19 protein-coding genes and 3 tRNA genes are annotated in these 20,411 nt (G+C 67.3%); 14 read left to right on the forward strand and 8 right to left on the reverse strand.

The window, feature by feature from the left end; translation table 11 throughout:
- Positions 1–38: 38 nt before the first annotated feature.
- Complete coding sequence (locus TSH20_RS10965) at positions 39–1,448, reverse strand: ATP-binding protein (RefSeq protein WP_109074763.1); 1,410 nt, start codon at positions 1,446–1,448, stop codon at positions 39–41.
- On the reverse strand, positions 1,445–2,146 hold the full coding sequence (locus tag TSH20_RS10970) for a response regulator (protein ID WP_109074764.1): 702 nt from the start codon (positions 2,144–2,146) through the stop codon (positions 1,445–1,447). The genes TSH20_RS10965 and TSH20_RS10970 overlap by 4 nt, the downstream gene beginning before the upstream one ends.
- Positions 2,147–2,314: 168 nt before the next feature.
- On the opposite strand from TSH20_RS10970, the gene TSH20_RS10975 reads away from it, so the two are divergent.
- Positions 2,315–2,602 carry a hypothetical protein gene (locus TSH20_RS10975; RefSeq protein WP_109074765.1) on the forward strand — a complete coding sequence of 96 codons (288 nt, stop codon included), beginning with the start codon at positions 2,315–2,317 and terminating at the stop codon, positions 2,600–2,602.
- Positions 2,603–2,623: 21 nt separating this feature from the next.
- Here the strand turns inward: TSH20_RS10975 and TSH20_RS10980 are convergent, their stop codons facing one another.
- Both TSH20_RS10980 and mbfA read right to left on the reverse strand, forming a co-directional pair.
- Positions 2,624–3,136, reverse strand: a complete 513-nt coding sequence (locus TSH20_RS10980; protein WP_109074766.1) for a MarR family transcriptional regulator — start codon at positions 3,134–3,136, stop codon at positions 2,624–2,626.
- A 114-nt stretch (positions 3,137–3,250) separates the two neighbouring features.
- On the reverse strand, positions 3,251–4,207 hold the full coding sequence (gene mbfA, locus TSH20_RS10985) for an iron exporter MbfA (RefSeq protein ID WP_109074767.1): 957 nt from the start codon (positions 4,205–4,207) through the stop codon (positions 3,251–3,253).
- A gap of 280 nt (positions 4,208–4,487) precedes the next feature.
- Here mbfA and tpiA point away from each other — a divergent pair, with 280 nt between their 5' ends.
- The 10 genes from tpiA to TSH20_RS11035 all read left to right on the forward strand — a co-directional run bounded on the left by tpiA (position 4,488) and on the right by TSH20_RS11035 (position 15,486).
- Positions 4,488–5,243 (forward strand): triose-phosphate isomerase, encoded by a 756-nt coding sequence (gene tpiA, locus TSH20_RS10990; protein ID WP_109074768.1) that lies wholly within the window; start codon positions 4,488–4,490, stop codon positions 5,241–5,243.
- A 167-nt stretch (positions 5,244–5,410) separates the two neighbouring features.
- Entirely contained in the window at positions 5,411–5,743 is a 333-nt protein-coding gene (secG, locus tag TSH20_RS10995; RefSeq protein WP_109074769.1) for a preprotein translocase subunit SecG, read from the forward strand.
- A 198-nt stretch (positions 5,744–5,941) separates the two neighbouring features.
- A complete protein-coding gene (locus tag TSH20_RS11000) occupies positions 5,942–7,573 on the forward strand; it encodes a CTP synthase (protein WP_109074770.1) in 1,632 nt (543 codons plus the stop codon).
- Between the two features lie 169 nt (positions 7,574–7,742).
- Complete coding sequence (locus TSH20_RS11005) at positions 7,743–9,572, forward strand: autotransporter domain-containing protein (RefSeq protein WP_158281983.1); 1,830 nt, start codon at positions 7,743–7,745, stop codon at positions 9,570–9,572.
- Positions 9,573–9,646: 74 nt separating this feature from the next.
- Positions 9,647–10,342, forward strand: a complete 696-nt coding sequence (locus TSH20_RS11010) for a dienelactone hydrolase family protein (RefSeq protein ID WP_109074772.1) — start codon at positions 9,647–9,649, stop codon at positions 10,340–10,342.
- Positions 10,343–10,469: 127 nt separating this feature from the next.
- Positions 10,470–11,297, forward strand: coding sequence for a 3-deoxy-8-phosphooctulonate synthase (gene kdsA, locus TSH20_RS11015; protein ID WP_109074773.1), 828 nt, complete (start codon positions 10,470–10,472; stop codon positions 11,295–11,297).
- Between the two features lie 78 nt (positions 11,298–11,375).
- Complete coding sequence (locus TSH20_RS11020; RefSeq protein ID WP_247871674.1) at positions 11,376–11,813, forward strand: DUF192 domain-containing protein; 438 nt, start codon at positions 11,376–11,378, stop codon at positions 11,811–11,813.
- Positions 11,814–11,898: 85 nt separating this feature from the next.
- On the forward strand, positions 11,899–13,545 hold the full coding sequence (locus tag TSH20_RS11025; protein WP_109074774.1) for an efflux RND transporter periplasmic adaptor subunit: 1,647 nt from the start codon (positions 11,899–11,901) through the stop codon (positions 13,543–13,545).
- Entirely contained in the window at positions 13,535–14,257 is a 723-nt protein-coding gene (locus TSH20_RS11030) for an ABC transporter ATP-binding protein (protein ID WP_247871675.1), read from the forward strand. The genes TSH20_RS11025 and TSH20_RS11030 overlap by 11 nt, the downstream gene beginning before the upstream one ends.
- Entirely contained in the window at positions 14,254–15,486 is a 1,233-nt protein-coding gene (locus TSH20_RS11035) for an ABC transporter permease (protein WP_109074776.1), read from the forward strand. Before TSH20_RS11030 ends, TSH20_RS11035 begins: the two co-directional genes overlap by 4 nt.
- Here TSH20_RS11035 and TSH20_RS11040 read toward each other — a convergent pair.
- The gene (locus tag TSH20_RS11040) at positions 15,455–15,859 is read right to left on the reverse strand and encodes a hypothetical protein (protein WP_109074777.1); all 405 of its coding nucleotides are present in this window, start codon (positions 15,857–15,859) and stop codon (positions 15,455–15,457) included. The two genes, TSH20_RS11035 and TSH20_RS11040, sit on opposite strands and share 32 nt — an antisense overlap.
- Before the next feature lie 155 nt (positions 15,860–16,014).
- Here TSH20_RS11040 and TSH20_RS11045 point away from each other — a divergent pair.
- From TSH20_RS11045 to TSH20_RS11055, 3 genes are all read left to right on the forward strand, one after another.
- A tRNA-Pro gene (locus TSH20_RS11045) sits at positions 16,015–16,092 on the forward strand.
- A gap of 77 nt (positions 16,093–16,169) precedes the next feature.
- Positions 16,170–16,466: an ETC complex I subunit gene (locus TSH20_RS11050; protein WP_109074778.1), complete on the forward strand. Its 297-nt coding sequence runs from the start codon at positions 16,170–16,172 to the stop codon at positions 16,464–16,466.
- A gap of 17 nt (positions 16,467–16,483) precedes the next feature.
- Positions 16,484–16,560, forward strand: a tRNA-Arg gene (locus TSH20_RS11055).
- A 178-nt stretch (positions 16,561–16,738) separates the two neighbouring features.
- Here the strand turns inward: TSH20_RS11055 and TSH20_RS11060 are convergent.
- The 3 genes from TSH20_RS11060 to gyrA all read right to left on the reverse strand — a co-directional run bounded on the left by TSH20_RS11060 (position 16,739) and on the right by gyrA (position 20,325).
- Positions 16,739–16,814: transfer RNA gene (locus TSH20_RS11060), tRNA-Lys, on the reverse strand.
- A 140-nt stretch (positions 16,815–16,954) separates the two neighbouring features.
- Entirely contained in the window at positions 16,955–17,518 is a 564-nt protein-coding gene (gene coaD / locus TSH20_RS11065) for a pantetheine-phosphate adenylyltransferase (protein WP_109074779.1), read from the reverse strand.
- A 23-nt stretch (positions 17,519–17,541) separates the two neighbouring features.
- A complete protein-coding gene (gene gyrA, locus TSH20_RS11070; protein WP_109074780.1) occupies positions 17,542–20,325 on the reverse strand; it encodes a DNA gyrase subunit A in 2,784 nt (927 codons plus the stop codon).
- Positions 20,326–20,411: the final 86 nt, after the last annotated feature.

Below are 20,411 nucleotides of genomic sequence, written 5' to 3' on the forward strand. Positions count from 1 at the left end.
AATGAAGGCGGGCTTTTTCATGGAATCACGTCATTGGATCATACCGGCAGCCGGATCACCGCGCGCAGGCCGCCATAGGGGCTGTCGTCCAGCGTGATGTCGCCGCCGTGGCCGCGTGCCACGTCCCGCGCGATGGTCAGCCCAAGGCCGGACCCGCCGGTGTCGAGATTTCGGCTGCTGTCGACACGGAAGAAGGGCTTGAACACGTCGTCGCGCAGATAGGCGGGGATGCCCGGGCCGTCATCGTCCACCGTGATCTCGATGATGCCGTCCTTCGGTTCGGCCTTGACCCAGGCGGTGCCGGCATGGCGGCCGGCATTGACCAGCAAGTTGGCGATGCAGCGGCGGACCGCATTCGGACGCAGCGGCAGGATCAGCCCCTCCGGCGCGGTCAGCGTCACCTCGGTTCCGTCACGCCGGGCGCCGGCGGCGACCTCGTTGAGCAGGCGGGTCAGGTCGGTCGGCTGCACCGCCTCCGTCCCCTCGCCGCGGGCGAAGGCGAGATAGCCTTCGATCATGGTTTCCATCTCGGCGACGTCGGCCTTCAGCTCCTCCACCTCCGGATCCAGCTCGGGATCCTCGATCATGTCGAGCGCCAGCTTCATCCGGGTCAGCGGCGTGCGCAGATCGTGGCTGACGCCGGCCAGCATCTCGGTGCGCTGGTTGATCTGGCGCTGGATGCGTTCGCGCATCAGCAGAAAGGCGGAGGCCGCCTGCCGCACCTCCGTCGCACCCTCCATCTTGAAGTTGGAGACGTCGCGGCCCTTGCCGAGCGCGTCGGCGGCGATGGCCAGCCGCTTGATCGGCCGGATCTGGTTGCGCATGAACAGGATGGCAACGGCGAACAGCACGATGGCCGATCCGACCATCCACAGGATGAAGATATAGCTGGTTGGCGTGAACAGCCGGCGTTCCGGCGACATCACCGACAACACGCCGTCGGCCATCTGCACCCGGATCTCGTACCATTCATGGGCGACGCGGGTGTTGATGGTGAAGGGGCGGCCGACCCGCTCGTCCAACGCCTTGCCCAGCGTGCGTTCCAGCAGACCGCTCAGCTCCCGGGGCTTGTCCGGCAGGGTCTGGTCCGGCTCCACCGTGACGATCAGGTCCGTAGTGCGGGCGGCGGTGGCCAGCGTCCAGTCGCGGCCGTCCTGCGACGGGTCCCGCTCCAGCATCGCGATGACGGTGGCGATATCGCCGGCGACCGCATAGGCCAGCCGGTTGGTCACCGTGTCCCAATGGCGGTCGTAGAAGATCCAGGTCGCCACCGCCTGGGCCAGGATCACCGGCGTGACGATGATCAGCAGCGACCTGCCGAACAGCGTGCGCGGCAGGAAGCGCTTCAGGAACGGCGTACGCCGGCGACGTTCGGCGCGCCGCGCCGCCGCCCGGCTGGCCGCGGCGCCGTCGGCGCCGGCCCGTCCGCTGCTGCCGGCCGCCGTCACGGATCGGGCCTCAGCACATAGCCCTCGCCGCGGACGGTGTGGAGATAGCGCGGCTCGCGCGGGTCGGCCTCGATCTTCCGGCGCAGGCGTGTCACCTGGACATCGACGGTGCGGGCGTTGCCGGCGACCTTGCTGCGCTCCGTCAGTTCATCGCGGGTAAAGGTCACGCCGGGAGAGGCGGCGAGGATGCGCAGCAGGCTGGCCTCGGCCGTGGTCAGGCGGATCACCTCGTCGCCGTGGCGCAGCTCGTCGCGGTCGGGCAGGTAGATGAGCGGACCCAGCCGAACGGGGACAGCCGGCGGGGCCGCCGGTTCCGGCGGGCGCGTGGCCTGCCGGCGCAGGATGGAGTTGATGCGCAGCAGCAGTTCGCGCGGATTGAAGGGCTTGGCGAGATAATCGTCGGCCCCGGCCTCCAGCCCGGCGATGCGGTCGTCCGGCTCGTCGCGGGCGGTCAGCAGCAGGATCGGCAGGTCGCGCTCGCGCCGCAGCGATTCGGTCAGCGACAGCCCCGACTCGCCCGGCATCATGATGTCGAGCACCAGCAGGTCGAAGGCAAGCCCGCCCAGCTGCGCCCGCGCATCGGCGGCGTCGCGGGCCGTGCTGACCAGAAAGCCGTTTCCGGCGAGATACTTGCGCAGAAGTTCGCGCAGGCGGGTGTCGTCGTCGACGACCAGGATGTGGGGCTGATCTTCGGTCATGACGGGACTATAACGCGGCTCCCCGCAATCGACATAGGGGCACCATGCGGGACATACCTTGGGTATGCATGGCGGGCAGGCGTGTAAGCGTTTGGCCGTTTCGGCCTCGAACCGTGTTATCCTCCATATGTCCTCTACGAGGGCCGAGAGACACGAGGAGCGATCACGATGGCCGACCACCACAGGTCCAACGACCCCAAGGACCTGGACGCCCAAGACCTCGCCGACATGACCCGCGCCTTCCTCGCGAAGGGGGGGAACATCGTCCAATGCCCGCCGGGTGCCTCCGAAAACGTGGTTTATCGCAAGGGCGGCTTCCGCCGCCGCAATCCCAATGAGGCAAAGGCGGCCGCCGAAAAGCCGGCTGACGGTGCAACCCAGGGCGCAACCGAAGACAAGCCGGCGGAAAGCCAATCCGCAGCGCCGGTGGAGACTTCCGAATCGAAAGCCGGCTGATCCGGTCCAGCGTTTCCTGATTTAGCGTTTCACGGCAAGACGGGCAGGGGGAACGGGCGGTGCGAATTTCGTCCGGTCCTCCTCGTCCAGCATGCCCATCATCACCTTGCGGAATCCCTCCACCGCCTCGGCCCCCGCCATGCGATAGGCGCGGGCGATGCGCTGACGCTGGGTCTCCGACAGCTGGCGTTCCAGCTCCACGCCCTTTTCCGTCAGCTCCAGCAGCCGTTGCCGCCGGTCGCGGGCGCCGGTCTGCTGATCGATGAAGCCCTGGCGCACCAGCTCGCCCAGCACGCGCGACAGGCTCTGCTTGGTGATCTTCAGGATCGCCAGCAGTTCCGAAACGGTGATCTTGGGATAGCGGCCGACGAAGTAGATCACGCGGTGATGCGCGCGGCCGAAGCCGATTTCCGCCAGAATTTCGTCCGGTTCGGCGGTGAATTCGCGATAGGCGTAGAAAAGCAGCTCCATCCCGGTACGGAGTTCCTCCTCGCGGAGGAAGAGCTGGTTAACGCCTGCTTTCAGATCGGCCATGGCGACGCGGTTGGTTCAATTTGTTCTAATTAGGACAGCAAGTCAGACATAAACAATCGTGCGTCCGGTTACAAGAACAAGCTCATTCCCGCAAACGGCTTTTCCCGCCGCCGCTCAGGCGCTGCCGATCAGGATGCCGGTGGCGAAAACCAGCAGCCCGCCGACCACCACCTGGAAGGCGGCGGACAGCAGCGGCGTGTCCATATAGCGGTTGCGGATCCAGGCGATGATGGCCAGTTCGATCACCACCACGCCAACGGCGATGGCGGTCGCCGTCCAGAAATGCGGGATCAGATAGGGCAGGGCGTGGCCCAGCCCGCCCAGCGTGGTCATCGCGCCGCAGACCAGCCCGCGCAGCCACGGGCTGCCGCGCCCGGTCAGCGACCCGTTGTCGGACAGAGCCTCGGCGAAGCCCATGGAGATGCCGGCGCCGATGGAGGCGGCCAGTCCGACCAGAAAGGTCTCGTGGCTGTCCTGGGTGGCGAAGGCGGCGGCGAACAGCGGGGCCAGGGTCGAGACCGACCCGTCCATCAGCCCGGCCAGACCCGGCTGCACGACCTGCAGCAGGAACAGCCGGCGTTCCGATTCGTGTTCCTGCTCCCGAACCTCCGGCGAGACGTATTTCGCCTCCAGCCGTTCGGCCTTGGCCTCGTGCCGGCGCTCCTCCTCGGCGAGATCACCCAGCAACTGGCGGATGGCGGCATCCTGCGACCGCTGGGCGGCGCGGGTGTAGAAGCGCTTGGTCTCCGCCTCCATCAGCTCGGCCTGGCGGCGCACGGTTTCGAGCCCCAGCGGCCGGCTCAGCCAGACCGGCTTGCGCTCCACGAATCCCTTCACGTCCTGGCGGCGGATCAGCGGGATGTGGTCGCCGAATCGCGCACGGAACAGCTCCAGCAGCCGGTGCCGGTGCCCGCTCTCCTCCGAAGCCATCGCGCGGAACAGTTTGGCCGTGTCGGGATAATTGTCGGAGAGGGCGTGGGCGAATTCGTCGTAGATGCGGCTGTCCTCCTCCTCCAGCGCAATGGCGAGCGCCAGCAGCTCCTTTTCCGTCAGGTCCGAGAAGTTCTTCATGGGGGTCAGGCCTTCGCCGCGTCTGGATGGTGCGTTGCGAATGATGCTATTCCGCCTAGGAGCATCCGCAACATGGCACTTCGTCTGATGTGGCTTCGCCCGCAGGCTGATGGGCCTTCGCCGGGGGACTGCTACAAGATGTCTCTTATGGCTGCCGACGGCCGATGTGCCGGTCGGGTGAGTGGAAATTCCGCGGCGGGCTTGCTATGGGCTTGGGGCACGAGAGGCCAAGAACGTTCCACAAGTTCCCATATAAAGCCAAGACAAGAAGGAAACGACCATGACCGCCAACCGGAAGCTGATCGCCGGAAACTGGAAGATGAACGGGTTGAAGGCCGACGGGCTGGATCTCGCCTCCGACCTCGCCGGTCGGCTGAAGGGCGCCGGCCCGGTCGTTTTCGACATGCTGGTCTGCCCGCCCTTCCCGCTGCTGTTTCCGGTGGGAGAGGCGATTGCCGACAGCCCGCTGGCGCTGGGCGGCCAGGATTGCGCGCCCAAGACCTCCGGCGCCCATACCGGCGACGTGGCGCCGACTATGCTGAAGGATGCGGGCTGCCGCTTCGTCATCCTCGGCCATTCGGAGCGCCGCGCCGACCATGGCGAGAGCGACGCCGTGGTCAACGCCAAGGCGGTCGCCGCCCACAAGGAAGGCCTCGTCGCCATCATTTGCGTCGGCGAGACCGAGGCGCAGCGTGACGCCGGCCAGGCGAACGCCGTGGTGTCGGGCCAGCTCGCCGGCTCCATCCCCGCCGGCGCGACGGCCGAGAACACCGTCATCGCCTATGAGCCGGTCTGGGCCATCGGCACCGGCAAGACCGCGACTCCGGACGATGTGAAGGCGATGCACGCCCACATCCGCGCCGAGCTGGACGGCAAGATCGCCGAGTCCGCCAAGGTCCGCATCCTCTATGGCGGTTCGGTCAAGCCGAACAACGCGGCGGAGCTGATGGCGGTGGAGAATGTCGACGGCGCGCTGGTCGGCGGCGCGGCCCTGAAGGCCGACGATTTCTGGGCCATCGCCACCGCCTGCCGCTGATACACCACGCTGGTGTCAGCCATGCCGCCAATGGATATGCCGTGGGTATTTTGGCGCTGGCATATCCCGCGGCGGCGCGGTACAAACAATGGGCGCGCGCCACGGGCCCTTAAGACGGCCTGTGGCGCGCTATTCGATTTTTGGGATGGGCGTGGGGTGAGCATCGCATGGAATCGGTGATTCTGGTTATTCACCTGCTGATCGCCGTCGGGCTGGTCGGCGTGATCCTGATCCAGCGGTCGGAAGGCGGCGGACTCGGCATCGGCGGCGGTACCATGGGCGGCATGATGAGCACCCGTGGCACGGCCAACCTGCTGACGCGGACCACCGGCATTCTGGCGGGCTGCTTCTTCGCCACCAGCATCGTGCTTGCGATCCTGGCCGGCGGCCATTCGCGCCCGGCGTCGATCATCGACACGCTGCCGGCCTCTCCGGCGGCTCCGGCCCAGCCGGTGACCCCGGCCGCTCCGGCCCAACCCGCGCCGCCGGTGTCCCAGTAAGGGATCTCCAGCGCACGGGTACGAAGCGGACAGCGAGGCGGCCTCCCCGAAGCCGCCTCTTTCTTTTGAGGGCCGACGTCCGCGACGTGAGTTTCGGCGCCGACCCCTCGGGGACATGAAATATCCGCCCCCTATGGGGACAGGAAACATGCGTCCCCTCCGGGGACATGGAACAGCTCTCAAGCTCTTCGGACGGACATGACTCGCTACATCTTCATCACCGGTGGCGTCGTTTCTTCGCTGGGCAAAGGTCTGGCATCGGCGGCGCTTGGGGCGCTTCTCCAGGCGCGCGGCTACAAGGTGCGGCTGCGCAAGCTGGATCCGTACCTGAACGTCGATCCCGGCACGATGAGCCCCTATCAGCACGGCGAGGTCTTCGTGACCGACGACGGGGCTGAGACGGACCTGGATCTCGGCCACTACGAGCGCTTCACCGGCGTGTCGGCCCGCAAGGGCGACAACATCACCACCGGCCGCATCTACTCCACCGTGATCGCGAAGGAGCGTCGCGGCGATTACCTGGGCGGTACCGTCCAGGTCATTCCGCACATCACCGACGAGATCAAGGAGTTCATCCGCGCCGACGCCACCGACGAGGACTTCGTCCTGATCGAGATCGGCGGCACGGTGGGCGACATCGAGTCGCTGCCCTTCCTGGAGGCGATCCGCCAGTTCGGCAACGAGGTCGGGCAGGAGAACGTCCTCTACATCCACCTGACCCTGCTGCCCTACATCCCGACCGCCGGCGAGCTGAAGACCAAGCCGACCCAGCATTCGGTGAAGGAGCTGCTGAGCGTCGGCATCCAGGCCAACATCCTGCTGTGCCGTGCCGACCGTCCGATTCCGGAGAACGAGCGCAAGAAGATCGCGCTGTTCTGCAACATCCGTCCGGAGCGGGTGATCGCGGCGCTGGACGTCGATTCGATCTATCAGGTGCCGATCAGCTATCACGAGGAAGGCTTCGACACCCAGGTCCTGAGCTATTTCGGCCTGCCGATCGACAAGGAGCCGGACCTGTCGCGCTGGACCCGCATCATGGAGCGGGTGCGCAAGCCGCAGGGCGAGGTCACCATCGCGGTGGTCGGCAAGTACATCAGCCTGCTCGATAGCTACAAGTCGCTGGCCGAGGCGCTGACCCACGGCGGAATCGCCAACAACGTCAAGGTCAACCTCGACTGGATCGATTCGGAGATCTTCGAGGACGACGACGCGGCGGTGAAGCGGCTGGAGAACGTCCATGGCATCCTGGTGCCGGGCGGCTTCGGTTCCCGCGGGACGGAAGGCAAGATCCGGGCGGCCCAGTTCGCGCGTGAGCGCAAGGTGCCGTACTTCGGCATCTGCTTCGGCATGCAGATGGCGGTGATCGAAGCCGCCCGCAACATGGCGAAGATCGAGGATGCCGGCTCCACCGAGCTGGGCAAGCCGGGCAACCCGGTCGTCGGCCTGATGACGGAGTGGATGCGCGGCAACACGCTGGAGCGTCGTGCCGAGGTCGGCGATCTGGGCGGTACCATGCGGCTCGGCGCCTACCCCGCCAAGCTGCTGGAGGGCAGCAAGGTCGCCGAGGTCTACGGCACCACCGACATCTCCGAACGGCACCGTCACCGCTATGAGGTGAACGTGTACTACAAGGAGCGTCTGGAGCGTTGCGGCATGAAGTTCAGCGGTCTGTCGCCTGACGGGGAGCTGCCGGAGATCGTCGAGATCCCCGACCATCCCTGGTTCATCGGCGTGCAGTTCCACCCGGAACTGAAGTCCAAGCCGTTCGAGCCGCACCCGCTGTTCACCGCCTTCATCAAGGCGGCCATCGACCAGAGCCGGTTGGTCTGACGGTTTCTTAAGCTGTCTTATTCAAGCCTGATCGCGCCCCGCCCTCCAAAGGCGGGGCGTTTTCATGTCCGGCACCTTCCCTATACGTCAGCTTCCTTGCGCCCCCGAAAACCTTGTGCGACGATCCGCGGAAAATCGCACAACCAAGCAATTGGATCGGGGAGTGACCATGTATCGCGTCAGGATCGCCGCGCTCGCCACCTGCCTGACTGCGCTCTCCGCAGTCCCGGCCGTCGCGGCGGACTATTCCTCCACCATCTTCTTCGGCGACAGCCTGACCGACAGCGGGGCGTTCCAGTCGCTGCTGCCCTTCGGCGGCAAGTTCACCACCAATCCGGGGCCGGTGTGGGCGGAGAACCTTGCCGGCGCGCTCGGTACCTCCGCCACCACGGCGGCGCGGGGCGGCACCGACTATGCGGTCGGCGGCGCGCGGGTGAACACGTCGGTCGGCGTCCCGGCGACAGGCCCGACGGCCCTGGCGCCCAGCGTGGCGACGCAGGTCTCCGGCTATCTCGCCTCCACCGGCGGACGGGCGGATCCGAACGCGCTCTACACCGTCTGGGGCGGCGCCAACGACATCTTCGCCGCGCTCAACAACCCGGCGACCGCCCAGGCGACGGTGACGCAGGCGGCTGGCGATCTGGTGACCCAGGTGGCGCGACTGCGTGCCGCCGGTGCGCGCACCATCCTGGTGCCGACGGTGCCCGACATCGGATCGACCCCGTTCGGGCAGGCGCAGGGCGCGACGGCGGCGGCGCAGATCACGCAGTTGGTCAGCGGCTATAACCAGCTGGTCACACTGGGTCTGGCGAATGCTGGCGTCTCGGTCATTCCGATCGACACCTATTCGCTGCTGCGGGCGGCGGTGGCGAATCCGGTATCCTTCGGCTTCGCCAACGTGACCGGCACCGCCTGCACCACCAGCAGTTCGCTGCTCTGCACCTCCGCCTCCCTGGTGGCGCCGAACGCGGCGCAGAGCTATCTGTTCGCCGACGGCGTCCACCCGACCACGGCCGGTCATCGCGCGGTGTCGGACTTCGTGCTGAACGCGCTGACCGCCCCCGGCAACGTGGCGCAGCTTGCCGAATCGCCGATCCACACTCGCGACCGGCTGACCGCCACCATCCTCGCCCAAGCGGCGACCAGCCTGTGGAGCCGCAAGCCGGGCACGACCGGCGCCTGGGTCAGCGGCGGAGTCGGCCGGCTGACCAGCGACCGCACCGGCGATCCCGGCATCGGCGGGCAGACGGAGGTGCGCGGCACGCCTCTGTCGGTCAGCGTCGGCATCGACAAGCGCTTCACCGAGAACCTGCTGCTCGGCGTGGCCGGCACGGCGTCGCATTACCGCGGCAGCTTCTCCACCGGCGGCGATTACAAGCAGCGGGAGTATGTGCTGAGCGGCTACGGCGTCTACCGCATGGGCGGCGCCTTCGTGAACGGGGTGGGGTCCATTGGTTTCGCCGACTACGACCTGCGGCGCGGCGTGACCATCAACGGCACCGACCATTCCACCGGCGGCAGCACCGAGGGCATCAACGCCTCCATCGGCGCCGAGGGCGGCTATGAGTTCACCATGGGCGGGCTGACCCATGGCCCGGTGCTGGGCCTGCGCTACCAGCATGTGGAGGTGGAGGGCTTCAGCGAGGACAGCAGCCTGTTCGGCTTCACCTATCGCTCGCAGACCCGCAACTCTCTGGTCGGCAGCATCGGCTATCAGGCCGCTTACGATTTCGGCAGCGTCCTGCCCTACGCCAAGGTGACGCTGAACCGGGAGTTCAAGGACGACCAGCGCAGCATCACGGTGGAGAGCCGCAGCATTTCCACGCTCGCCTACGATGTGGCGGTGGCGAAGCCCAACCGCAGCTATGTCGATTTGACGGCCGGCGCCTCCTTCAAGCTGGCGGAGTCGGTCACCGGCACGCTCGGCCTGAATGCCCGGCTGGGTGAGGAGGACCGCCGCGATTACGGTGGGTTTGTCGGCGTCAGCGTCGGATTCTGACGAAAGGCGGGATGACCGGGGGCAAGTCCGCTCCATATCAGGGGCGGATTTGCCAACGGGAGGAAAACAAAGCCATGTCCGAGGTGATGATCGATGCGGCCGATGGCGGCCGCTTTTCGGCTTATGTCGCCAAGCCCAAGGTGACGCCCGCCGGCGGTCTGGTGGTGATCCAGGAAATCTTCGGCGTCAACGCGGTGATGCGCGAGCAATGCGACTGGTACGCCTCGCAGGGCTTCCTGGCGGTGTGCCCCGACCTGTTCTGGCGCCAGCAGCCGGGCGTGCAACTGACCGACAAGACTGAAGCGGAGTGGAACAAGGCCTTCGCCCTGATGAACGGCATGGATCAGGACAAGGCGGTGGAGGACCTGAAGGCAGCGCTCGCCTGGGTGCGTGGGCAGGATGGCTGCACCGGCAAGGCCGGCAGCGTCGGCTACTGCCTGGGCGGCCGGTTGGCTTTCATGATGGCGACGCGGTCGGACGCAGACGCCAATGTCGGCTATTACGGCGTCGGGCTGGAGGGCCTGCTGGGCGAGGCGGACAAGATTTCCAAGCCTCTGCTTCTGCATGTCGCGGAGAACGACAAGTTCTCCAGCCCCGACAAGCGTGACGCCCTGCTGGCCGGGGTGAAGGACAACAGGTGGGTGACCGCCAAGGTCTATCCCGGCATGGACCACGCCTTCGCCCGGCCCGGCGGCGAGCATTACGACCAGGACGCCGCCGACGAGGCCAACCGGCTGACGGTGGAGTTCTTCCGCACGCATCTGTCCTGACATGGGCGCCGTTGACCGGCTTCTGAAATAGTGGGATGCAAGGGTCTTCCGACCCTTGCCCCATCCCCTGCAGGGTGAGAGCGAGAGGGCGGCGCCCTCCCGCCCGTTTTCGTTTTGGAGCACTCCGATGACCACGCCGCGCCCTGTCCAGATCGGCGACCTGACCGTTGCCAACGACCGTCCCTTCGTCCTGATCGCCGGCCCCTGCCAGATGGAAAGCCGCGACCATGCGATGGAGACCGCGTCCGCGCTGGTGGAGATGACCAGGGCGCTGGGCATGGGGCTGATCTACAAGTCGAGCTTCGACAAGGCCAACCGCACCTCGATCACCACCGCGCGCGGCCTGGGCATGGACAAGGCGCTGCCGATCTTCGCGGAAATCCGCGAGCACTTCGGCTGCCCGGTCATCACCGACGTGCATGAATCGACCCAGTGCGCTCCCGTCGCCGAGGCGGTGGACGTGCTGCAGATCCCCGCCTTCCTCTGCCGCCAGACCGACCTGCTGATCGCCGCCGCCGAAACCGGACGCGCGGTGAACGTCAAGAAGGGCCAGTTCCTGGCGCCGTGGGACATGAAGAACGTCGCCGCCAAGCTGGTCGCCTCGGGCAACGAGCGCGTCCTGCTGTGCGAGCGTGGCGCCAGCTTCGGCTACAACACGCTGGTGTCGGACATGCGTTCCCTGCCGATCATGGCGGAGACCGGCTTCCCGGTGGTGTTCGACGCCACCCACTCCGTCCAGCAGCCGGGCGGGCAGGGCACCACCTCGGGCGGCCAGCGCGAGTTCGTGCCGGTCCTGGCCCGTGCCGCCATCGCGGTCGGCGTCGCCGCCGTCTTCATGGAGACGCACGAGAACCCCGATTGCGCCCCCAGCGACGGGCCGAACATGGTCCCGCTGAAGGACATGCCGGCCCTGCTGGCGAAGCTCCAGGCCTTCGACCGTCTGGCGAAGTCCTAAAAACGTGTAACTTGGAACGGGCCGGTTCAGCCTTCGGGGACAGTCATGATGGTCAGTCGGAGTTTTCGGGGTGCGGTCGTGGCGCTCCTGCTGCTGGTGGTCGCCTTCCCGGCGATGGCGCTGGAGAGCTTTCAGAAATCCAAGCTGACCATCGAGACGTCGGGCGGCGGCAAGTTCCGCTTCGACGTCGAACTGGCGCTGACGCCCGGCCAGCAGGCCCAGGGGTTGATGTTCCGCCAGTCGATGCCGGCCGACGCCGGGATGCTGTTCGTCTACGACCGGGTGCAGCCGGCCAGCTTCTGGATGAAGAACACGCTGATCCCGCTCGACATGCTGTTCATCGCCCCCGACGGCCGCATCGTGAACATCCACGAGCGCGCGGTGCCGGAATCGCTGGACTCGGTCAATTCCGACGGTCCGGTGAAGGCGATCCTGGAGCTGAACGGCGGCATGGCCTCGCGGCTGGGCATCCGTCCCGGCGACCGCGTGGTGTCTCCCGACATCGCCAAGCCCTGAGCGGATAGATGATCCGCCGCCCATGACTTTCGCGTAAACTCGCCCAGATCAATCGCGCGGGGCTTGAGCGGCGCGGAGGGCTGGGATGGCCAGGAGACCAAGCGGCCGGGCGGCGATTTTCCTCGGACTGGCGCTCAGCGCCGCGGCCGGACTGTCCGCCTATGTCGTGCTGGCGCGGGCGGAACCGGGGCCGGCCTACCGGCTGGCGCGGGTCGAACAAGGACCGCTGGTCAGCGCCATCACCGCCACCGGCACCATGAGCGCGCTGGTGACGGTGGAGGTCAGCTCCCAACTCTCCGGCCAGATCGCCGAGCTGTATGCCGATTTCAACAGTCGGGTCACCAGCGGGCAGATCCTCGCCCGGCTGAACGGCGACCAACTGGCCGCCCGTCTGGCCCAAGCCGGCGCGGACGTTGATTCCGCCAAGGCGGCGCTCATCCAGCAGCAGGCACTGCATGACAAGGCGCGGGCCGATCTCGCCAGCGCCAGGGCCAGCGTCGCCAATGCCGACGCCCAGATCGTTCGTGCCGACCTCTCCCAGCGCGACGCGGACCGTGACCTGCGCCGCCGGCGCGACCTGCAGGGACGCGGCGTCGTCGCCGCCGCCGATCTGGAGAAGGCGGAAACCGCAGCCCACAGCGCGCAGGCCCAATTGATCGCCGCCCGCGCCCAGAAGCGGCAGGCCGAAGCGGCGGAGGCGTCGGCCGATGCCTCGCTGGCGGTCGCCGCCGCCCAGGTGGAGGTTGCCCGTGCCCAGGTCTCCCAGCGCGAGGCTGCCCTGCAGCTGGTCCGCGTCGACCTCAACCGCTCCGTCATCCGCTCCCCCATCGACGGGGTGGTGGTGAACCGGGCGGTCAGCACCGGCCAGACGGTGGCGGCCAGCCTGTCGGCTCCCACCCTGTTCACCATCGCCCAGGATCTGCGGCAGATGGAGGTGCTGGCCAACATCGATGAGGCCGACATCGGCCGGGTGCGCGAAGGCATGCCGGTACGCTTCACCGTGAACGCCTTCCCCGGCGACAGCTTCACCGGGCGGGTGGCGCAGGTGCGGCTGGCGCCGAAGGAGGACATGACGGTCGTCACCTACATTGTCGTCATCACGGTGGAGAATCCGGAACTGCGGCTGCTGCCGGGCATGACCGCCAACCTCCGCATCACGGTGGACGAGCGGCCGTCGGCGCTGAAGCTGCCAAACGCCGCCCTGCGCTTCCGCCCGCCGGGAGCCGAGGCCTCGACCGAGGCGCCGACGCCGACCACCGGCGGCCCCAATGGCGGGCGTGGCGCCGCAGCGCTGGAGGCGGCAGCCAGACGGGTGATGGACGGGCTGAAGTTGGATGAGACGAGGCGCCGCGACATCACCACCCTGGTTGCGGAGGCGCGCGACCGCTTCGCCGCCCTGGACGCTGAGGCTGGCGACCCCGAGCGCCGTCGGGTGGAGGCGAATGCAATCCGCACCGCGACCCTGGAGCGAATCGCCGGGCTGGTCGCCCCGGAACAGCGCGACCGCTTCGAGGCGCTGGTGGACCCCGGCCGGGCGGCGGAGGCGATGCGGACGGTCTGGGTGCCCGGCCCCGGCAACGGCAGCGCGGTTGGCATACCGGTGCGGCTCGGCATTGGCGATGGCAGCTATACGGAGGTGGTGTCCGGTGATCTGCGGGCCGGGCAGGAGGTCATCACCGGCATCCTGGCCCCCGACCGCGGCAGCCGCCGGGGACCGCGCCTTGGCTTCTGATCCAACGGCACCCGAAACCCTGATCGCTGTCGAACGCCTCAGCCGCCGCTATCGCATGGGTCCGCAGACCGTCCACGCGCTGGACGACGTGACCGTCACCATCCGCCGGGGCGAGTTCGTGGCGGTCATGGGACCGTCGGGATCCGGCAAATCCACCTTCATGAACCTGCTGGGCTGCCTGGACCGCCCCGATGCCGGACGGTACCGGCTGGATGGGCAGGAGGTCGCCGGCCTGTCCACCGACGCGCTGGCGGCGGTGCGGAACCGCAGCATCGGATTCGTCTTCCAGTCCTTCAACCTGCTGCCGCGCCAGACCGCGCTCGCCAACGTCATGCTGCCGATGGTCTATGCCGGCGTCGACCATGCCCAGCGGGTGGAGCGGGCGCTGGCGGCGCTCGATTCGGTGGGGCTGCGGGAACGGGCAAGGCACCGGCCGACCCAGCTTTCCGGTGGGCAGCAGCAACGCGTCGCCATCGCCCGCGCCCTGGTCAACGACCCGCTGCTGCTGCTTGCCGACGAACCCACCGGCGCGCTCGACACCGCGACCAGCCTGGAGATCATCGGCCTTTTCCAGCGGCTGAACCGCCGCGGCATCACCATTGTCCTGGTGACGCACGAGCCGGAGGTGGCGCGCTTTGCCGCCCGCGTCCTGCAGTTCCGCGATGGCCGCCTGATCGACGATCTGCGTCAGGAACCGGAGGTCGCGGCATGACCGCCTGGGACGCCCTGCGCGCGGCGCTCGAGTCCCTGCGGGCGAACCCGCTGCGCAGCGCGCTGACCATGCTGGGCATCGTCATCGGCGTGGCTGCGGTGATCGCCATGGTCGCGGTGGGAGCCGGCGCCCGCGATCAGGTGCTGCGCCAGATCGCCAGCCTGGGCACCAACCTGATCCTGGTGGGGCAGGGCAGCATCGTCCGCAGCGGCGTGAAGCTTGGCGCCGGCACCGCATCCTCCCTGACGGAGGACGACGCGCTGGCGGTGCTGTCGGAGATCCCCGACGTGGTGGTGACGGCGCCGTCGGTGCGCTGGGGCCTGCAGATCGTCGCCGGCAATCAGAATTGGGGCACCATTCTGTTCGGCATCACGCCGGATTACATGGACGCCCGCGACTGGACCATCGCGCTGGGACGCGGCCTGTCGGACGAGGATGTGGCACAGGCGAACAAGGTCGTGGTCCTTGGTCAGACGGTGGTGCGCAACCTGTTCGGCGGCGGCGATCCCATCGGGGAGCCGGTGCGGGTGTTCTCCACCCCGCTGACCGTCGTCGGCGTTCTGGCGGAGAAGGGGCAGAACACGCAGGGCCAGGACCAGGACGACGTCATCTTCGTGCCGCTGTCCACCGCCAAGCGCAACATCCCGGGCATGGCGAAGAGCAACCCGCGCTTCATCCATAGCATGGCGGTGAAGATGCGGGACGGCGCCGACATGGCGGAGGCGCAGGCGCAAATCCGCGACCTGCTGCGCCAGCGCCACCGGCTGATCCCCGGCCAGGACGACGATTTCTGGATGCGCGACCTGTCGGAGGTGTCGGCGACCCGTGACGAGTCCTCCCGCGCCCTGTCCTTCCTGCTGGCCGCCGTGGCAGCGGTCTCGCTGCTGGTCGGCGGCATTGGCATCATGAACATCATGCTGGTGTCGGTGACCGAGCGCACGCGCGAGATCGGGCTGCGGCTCGCCATTGGGGCGCGGCGGCGCGACATCCTGGTGCAGTTCCTGATCGAATCGATCACCCTGTCACTGATCGGGGCCGCGGTCGGGGTGGCGCTGGGCATCGGCACCGCCGTGGCGGTCGCGGCACTGGCCGGCTGGCCGACGCTGATCCGGATCGATTCGATCGTGCTGGCGGTGGTGGTCAGCGCGCTGGTCGGCGTGTTCTTCGGCTTTTACCCGGCGCGTCGCGCCGCCGGCCTCAACCCCATCGAGGCGCTGCGGCACGAATAGCCGCAAAATCAGCCTCCGCATCGCCCTCCAGCACGACAAGCCGCGCATCGCTGCGTCCCAGCCACAGCGCCAGCCGCCCGACCCACGCCACCTCGCGCGGTATGGCGAGCAGCGACGGCTGCCGTTCCGCCATCACACGGGCCAGGGCCAGGGCCGAGGTCGCGGCATGGCGCTTGGCGAGGTCGATCTGCCCGACGGGCGGGTTCAGCGCCGCGCGCAGCGGTCCCCCGCCCATCGGCGCCACCACATCCACCGCAACGCCGGCGCGCAGCAATCGATGGGCGAGATCGACCGCCGAGCGGCGGTCCGGCCGCTCTTCCAAGTCGGGCAGAAACAGGGCGACGGCAAGCGGGGCGGGGGTGAGCGATGGCAATGAAACGGATCCGGAACGGTGTTGGAGACAGGCTGTTGAGCGACCGAACGCCGCACCAAATGCCCTAGGCGGCAGGCTGGATGGAAAAGTCCGCAAAAGCGGTGCGCCGTCCGCTTGCCGTGGGCGTGGCGTTCGTGTATCTCACAACGCGGCGACGGGGCGTAGCGCAGTCTGGTCAGCGCGCCAGTTTTGGGTACTGGAGGCCCCCGGTTCGAATCCGGGCGCCCCGACCATCGCCAGGGGACAACTCCGCGTCCAGGCCATCCGCGCCGGGGACGCTACCGCAGGCATTTGGGGAGACGAGCGAGCCATGAACGTCCGGATCTATCAGCCGAGCAAGACGGCCATGCAATCCGGCCGTGCCAAGACTCACCGTTGGATGCTGGATTACGAGATCGAGACGCCGCGCCGTCCGGAACCGCTGATGGGCTGGACCAGCTCCGGCGACACGCTGAACCAGGTGCGCCTGTCCTTCGAAACGAAGGAAGAGGCCATTGCGTTCGCGGAGCGCGAAGGCTGGAACTACACCGTGCAGGAATCTCCGGTCCGCCGCGTCCGTCCGCGCAACTACGCCGACAACTTCCGCACCGATCGCCCGCGCTTCTGATCGCAAACCCGGGACAAGGCCCCATAGCTCAGTTGGATAGAGCAGCCGCCTTCTAAGCGGCAGGTCGCTGGTTCGAATCCAGCTGGGGTCGCCATCCAGGCCAAGCCGTTGCAGAACAGCAAAAGCCCCGCTTCGGCGGGGCTTTTTGTTTTCTCGGCCGTCATGCAGGACGGGGGAGGCATGCAGGTGAAGTCGTGCCCCATGCCGTGCCCCACAACGCCGAAGGGGCCGCTAAAGCGACCCCTTGAGGAAGGCTAAGGCCTTGAATTGGATGGTGATCCGGGTGGGATTCGAACCCACGGCCACATGATTAAAAGTCACGTGCTCTACCGACTGAGCTACCGGATCATCCTGCTCGGCAGTGGGAAACTGGCCCCCGCCGGAAGTGGGCGCACCATAGAAAGACGCGCCCGAAAGGTCAACCATGGGCTTGATGGGAAATGCAGGATTTTGCCATCAAGCCCATCCGGCCGGTTGAGCCGGACCGGTCAGGTCTGGCTGGTCGTCGGAACCGTGCCGTTGCCGGCCTCAAGCGCAAAACGCTCGGCCAGACGCTCGGCAACGCGGGCGGAGACGAAATGGCGGATGTCGCCGCCGAGCCGCCCGATCTCCTTCACGAAGCGGGAGGAGATGAACTGGTGCTTCTCCGACGACATCAGGAAGATCGTCTCGACCTTCGGGTTCAGCCGCGCGTTCATGCCCGCCATCTGGAATTCATATTCGAAGTCCGAGACGGCACGCAGGCCGCGGATGATGACCCTGGCATTCACCTCCATGGCGAAATGCATCAGCAGATTGTCGAACGCCCGCACCTCGATGCTGGCCCCGGCGGCGTTCAGCCCGGCCACATCCTCGCGAACCATGGCGACCCGCTCGTCCGTGGAGTAGAGCGGCCCTTTGCCGGCATTCCGGGCGACGCCGATGATCAGGTGGTCGACCTGACGGGCGGCGCGCTGGATGATGTCCATGTGACCGTTGGTGATCGGATCGAAGGTGCCGGGATAGACACCGATTCGACGACCTTCGCTGGTCTCGGTCTGGCTGGTCGCCATGGGTTCCCCTTTACGCCCTTCCGTTATTCGTTCGGCGCGGCGGAGCTGCCGGCATCACCGGTGGGCTCGACCGAACCGTTGGCGTCATCGCCAGTCTCAACGCCCGTATCCACGCCGTTCTCGCCTTCTTCCTCGGCGATGGTGGCGACGGACACCACGCGCTCGTCCGCCCCCACGCGGAACAGCGTGACACCCAGCGTCTTGCGGCCGGCCACCCGCACGTCGTGCAGCGGCATGCGGATCACCTGGCCGCCGTTGGTGACCATCATCACCTGATGGTTCGATTCGACCGGGAAGGCGGCAACGATGGAGCCGTTGCGCTCGCCCATCTCCATGTTCCAGATGCCCTGGCCCCCGCGTCCGGCGGTGCGATACTCGTAGGACGAGCTGCGCTTGCCATAGCCGCGGTCGGAGACGGTCAGAATATACTGTTCCTTCTGTTTCAGTTCTTCGTATCGCTCCTGCGACAGGGTGACGCTGTCCGTCGGCACCTCGTCGGCTTCCGGCGCGGCCTCGCCCTCCATCTCCAGGCCTTCGTCGCGCTTCATCTTGAAGAAGGCGGCGCGCTCCTCGGGCGTGGCGTCGACATGGGTCAGGATCGACAGCGACACCACCTCGTCACCGTCGGCCAGCCTGATGCCGCGCACGCCGGTGGAGGTGCGGCCGGCGAAGACGCGCACATCGTCCACGGGGAAGCGGATGCACTTGCCGCCGCGGGTCGCCAGCAGGACATCGTGGGTCTCGGAGCAGGTGTGCACGCCGATCAGACGCTCGCCTTCCTCCTCCAGCTTCATGGCGATCAGGCCGTTGGAGCGGATGTTGGCGAAGTCGGACATCCGGTTGCGGCGCACGTTGCCCTTCGACGTGGCGAAGACGACGTGCAGATCGGCCCAGGCGGCCTCGTCCTCCGGCAACGGCAGGACGGTGGTGATGGTCTCCCCGTCGATCAGCGGCAGCAGGTTGACGAAGGCCTTGCCGCGCGCCTGCGGGTTGCCCAGCGGCAGGCGGTAGACCTTCAGCTTGTAGACCATGCCGCGGTTCGAGAAGAGCAGCAGCGGCGTGTGGGTGTTGGCGACGAACAGGTCGCTGACCGCATCCTCCGCCTTCATCGACATGCCGGAGCGGCCCTTGCCTCCGCGCTTCTGGGCGCGGTAGGTCGACAGCGGCACGCGCTTCACGTAACCGGACTGGCTGACGGTGACGACCATGTCCTCGCGCTGGATCAGGTCCTCGATGTCGGCCTCGAACTCCAGATCCTGGATTTCGGTGCGGCGCGGGTTGCCGAACCGCTCCTTCATCTCCACCAGCTCGTCGCGCAGGATCCCCATCAGCTTCGGCCGGTTGGCGAGCGTGGCGAGGAAGTCGGCGATCTGGTCGGTGACGTCGGTCAGTTCGGCGCCGATCTTGTCGCGCTCCAGCCCGGTGAGGCGGTGCAGACGCAGGTCGAGGATGGCGCGGGCCTGGACCTCCGACAGACGGTAGGTGCCCTGTTCGCTGACGCCGCGGCCGGGCTCGTCGATCAGCTCGATCAGCGGGCCGACGTCGTGAACCGGCCATTCGCGGTTCATGATCTCCTCGCGCGCCCAGACCGGATCGGGGGCGCTGCGGATCAGCTGGATCATCGCATCCAGGTTGGCGACGGCGACCGCCAGACCAACCAAGGTGTGCGCCCGCTCGCGCGCCTTTCCCAGCAGGAACTCGGTCCGGCGGGTGATGACCTGCTCGCGGAAGCGGATGAAGGCGGCGATGATTTGCTGAAGATGCATCAACTCCGGACGGCCGCCGTTCAGCGCCAGCATGTTGACGCCGAAGGAGGTCTGGAGCTGGGTGTGGCGGAACAGCTGGGCCAGCACGACGTCGGGAACCGCGTCGCGCTTCAGTTCGATCACCACGCGCACGCCGTCGCGGTCGGATTCGTCGCGCAGGTCGGAGATGCCCTCGATGATCTTGTCGTTCACGACCTCGCCGATGCGTTCCATCAGCTTGGCCTTGTTGACCTGATAGGGAATCTCGGTCGCGACAATGGCGGTGCGGTCCTTGCGCACCTCCTCGAAATGGGTCTTGGCGCGCAGGATGACCGAGCCGCGCCCGGTCTGCAGCGCCGCCCGGCTGCCCGACCGGCCGAGGATCAGGCCGCCCGTCGGGAAATCAGGGCCGGGCACATGCTCCATCAGTTCGTCGAGCGTGACGTCCGGGTTGTCGATGTAGGCGCAGCAGGCGTCGATCACCTCGCCCAGATTGTGCGTCGGGATGTTGGTCGCCATGCCGACGGCGATGCCGCCGGCGCCGTTCACCAGCAGGTTCGGGAAGCGGGCCGGGACGACGGTGGGCTCGCGGCCCGAATCGTCATAGCTGGCCTGGAAGTCGATGGTATCCTTGTCGATGTCGTCCAGCAGCGCTTCCGCCGCCTTGGCCAGACGCGCCTCGGTGTAGCGCATCGCCGCGGGCGGATCGCCGTCCATCGAGCCGAAATTGCCCTGGCCGTCGATCAGCGGCAGGCGCATGGAGAAGTCCTGCGCCATGCGGACCATGGCGTCGTAGATCGCGCTGTCGCCGTGCGGGTGGTATTTACCCATCACGTCGCCGACGATGCGCGCCGACTTCTTATAGGGCTTGGTCGAGTCGTACCCGCCCTCCTTCATCGCGTAGAGGATGCGCCGGTGCACCGGCTTCAGCCCGTCGCGGACGTCGGGCAGGGCACGGCTCACGATCACGCTCATCGCGTAGTCGAGATACGATTTCCGCATCTCGTCTTCGATGTTGATCGGCGCGATGTCGGAGGCGGGAGGAAGGGGCGTATTGCTCAAGCAGGACACTCATTCTTCGAATGCGCCGCCGCTCGGGAATCCGCGGCAGTCACTGGCCTTGCGGGCCGAAGGTTTTGCCCGAGAAA

Origin of the sequence: Azospirillum sp. TSH20, assembly GCF_003115935.1 — a bacterium.
In the GTDB taxonomy this organism is placed as follows: domain Bacteria; phylum Pseudomonadota; class Alphaproteobacteria; order Azospirillales; family Azospirillaceae; genus Azospirillum.

Excerpts from the sequence above, each read along its gene's own strand:
- TSH20_RS10970 (WP_109074764.1), bottom strand. The coding sequence starts at position 2,146 with ATGACCGAAGATCAGCCCCACATCCTGGTCGTCGACGACGACACCCGC.
- TSH20_RS11005 (WP_158281983.1), top strand. The coding sequence starts at position 7,743 with ATGTATCGCGTCAGGATCGCCGCGCTCGCCACCTGCCTGACTGCGCTC.
- TSH20_RS11035 (WP_109074776.1), top strand. The coding sequence starts at position 14,254 with ATGACCGCCTGGGACGCCCTGCGCGCGGCGCTCGAGTCCCTGCGGGCG.
- TSH20_RS11025 (WP_109074774.1), top strand. The coding sequence starts at position 11,899 with ATGGCCAGGAGACCAAGCGGCCGGGCGGCGATTTTCCTCGGACTGGCG.
- TSH20_RS11000 (WP_109074770.1), top strand. The coding sequence starts at position 5,942 with ATGACTCGCTACATCTTCATCACCGGTGGCGTCGTTTCTTCGCTGGGC.
- secG (WP_109074769.1), top strand. The coding sequence starts at position 5,411 with ATGGAATCGGTGATTCTGGTTATTCACCTGCTGATCGCCGTCGGGCTG.
- coaD (WP_109074779.1), bottom strand. The coding sequence starts at position 17,518 with ATGGCGACCAGCCAGACCGAGACCAGCGAAGGTCGTCGAATCGGTGTC.
- TSH20_RS11010 (WP_109074772.1), top strand. The coding sequence starts at position 9,647 with ATGTCCGAGGTGATGATCGATGCGGCCGATGGCGGCCGCTTTTCGGCT.
- TSH20_RS10975 (WP_109074765.1), top strand. The coding sequence starts at position 2,315 with ATGGCCGACCACCACAGGTCCAACGACCCCAAGGACCTGGACGCCCAA.
- tpiA (WP_109074768.1), top strand. The coding sequence starts at position 4,488 with ATGACCGCCAACCGGAAGCTGATCGCCGGAAACTGGAAGATGAACGGG.
- kdsA (WP_109074773.1), top strand. The coding sequence starts at position 10,470 with ATGACCACGCCGCGCCCTGTCCAGATCGGCGACCTGACCGTTGCCAAC.
- mbfA (WP_109074767.1), bottom strand. The coding sequence starts at position 4,207 with ATGAAGAACTTCTCGGACCTGACGGAAAAGGAGCTGCTGGCGCTCGCC.
- TSH20_RS10980 (WP_109074766.1), bottom strand. The coding sequence starts at position 3,136 with ATGGCCGATCTGAAAGCAGGCGTTAACCAGCTCTTCCTCCGCGAGGAG.
- TSH20_RS11050 (WP_109074778.1), top strand. The coding sequence starts at position 16,170 with ATGAACGTCCGGATCTATCAGCCGAGCAAGACGGCCATGCAATCCGGC.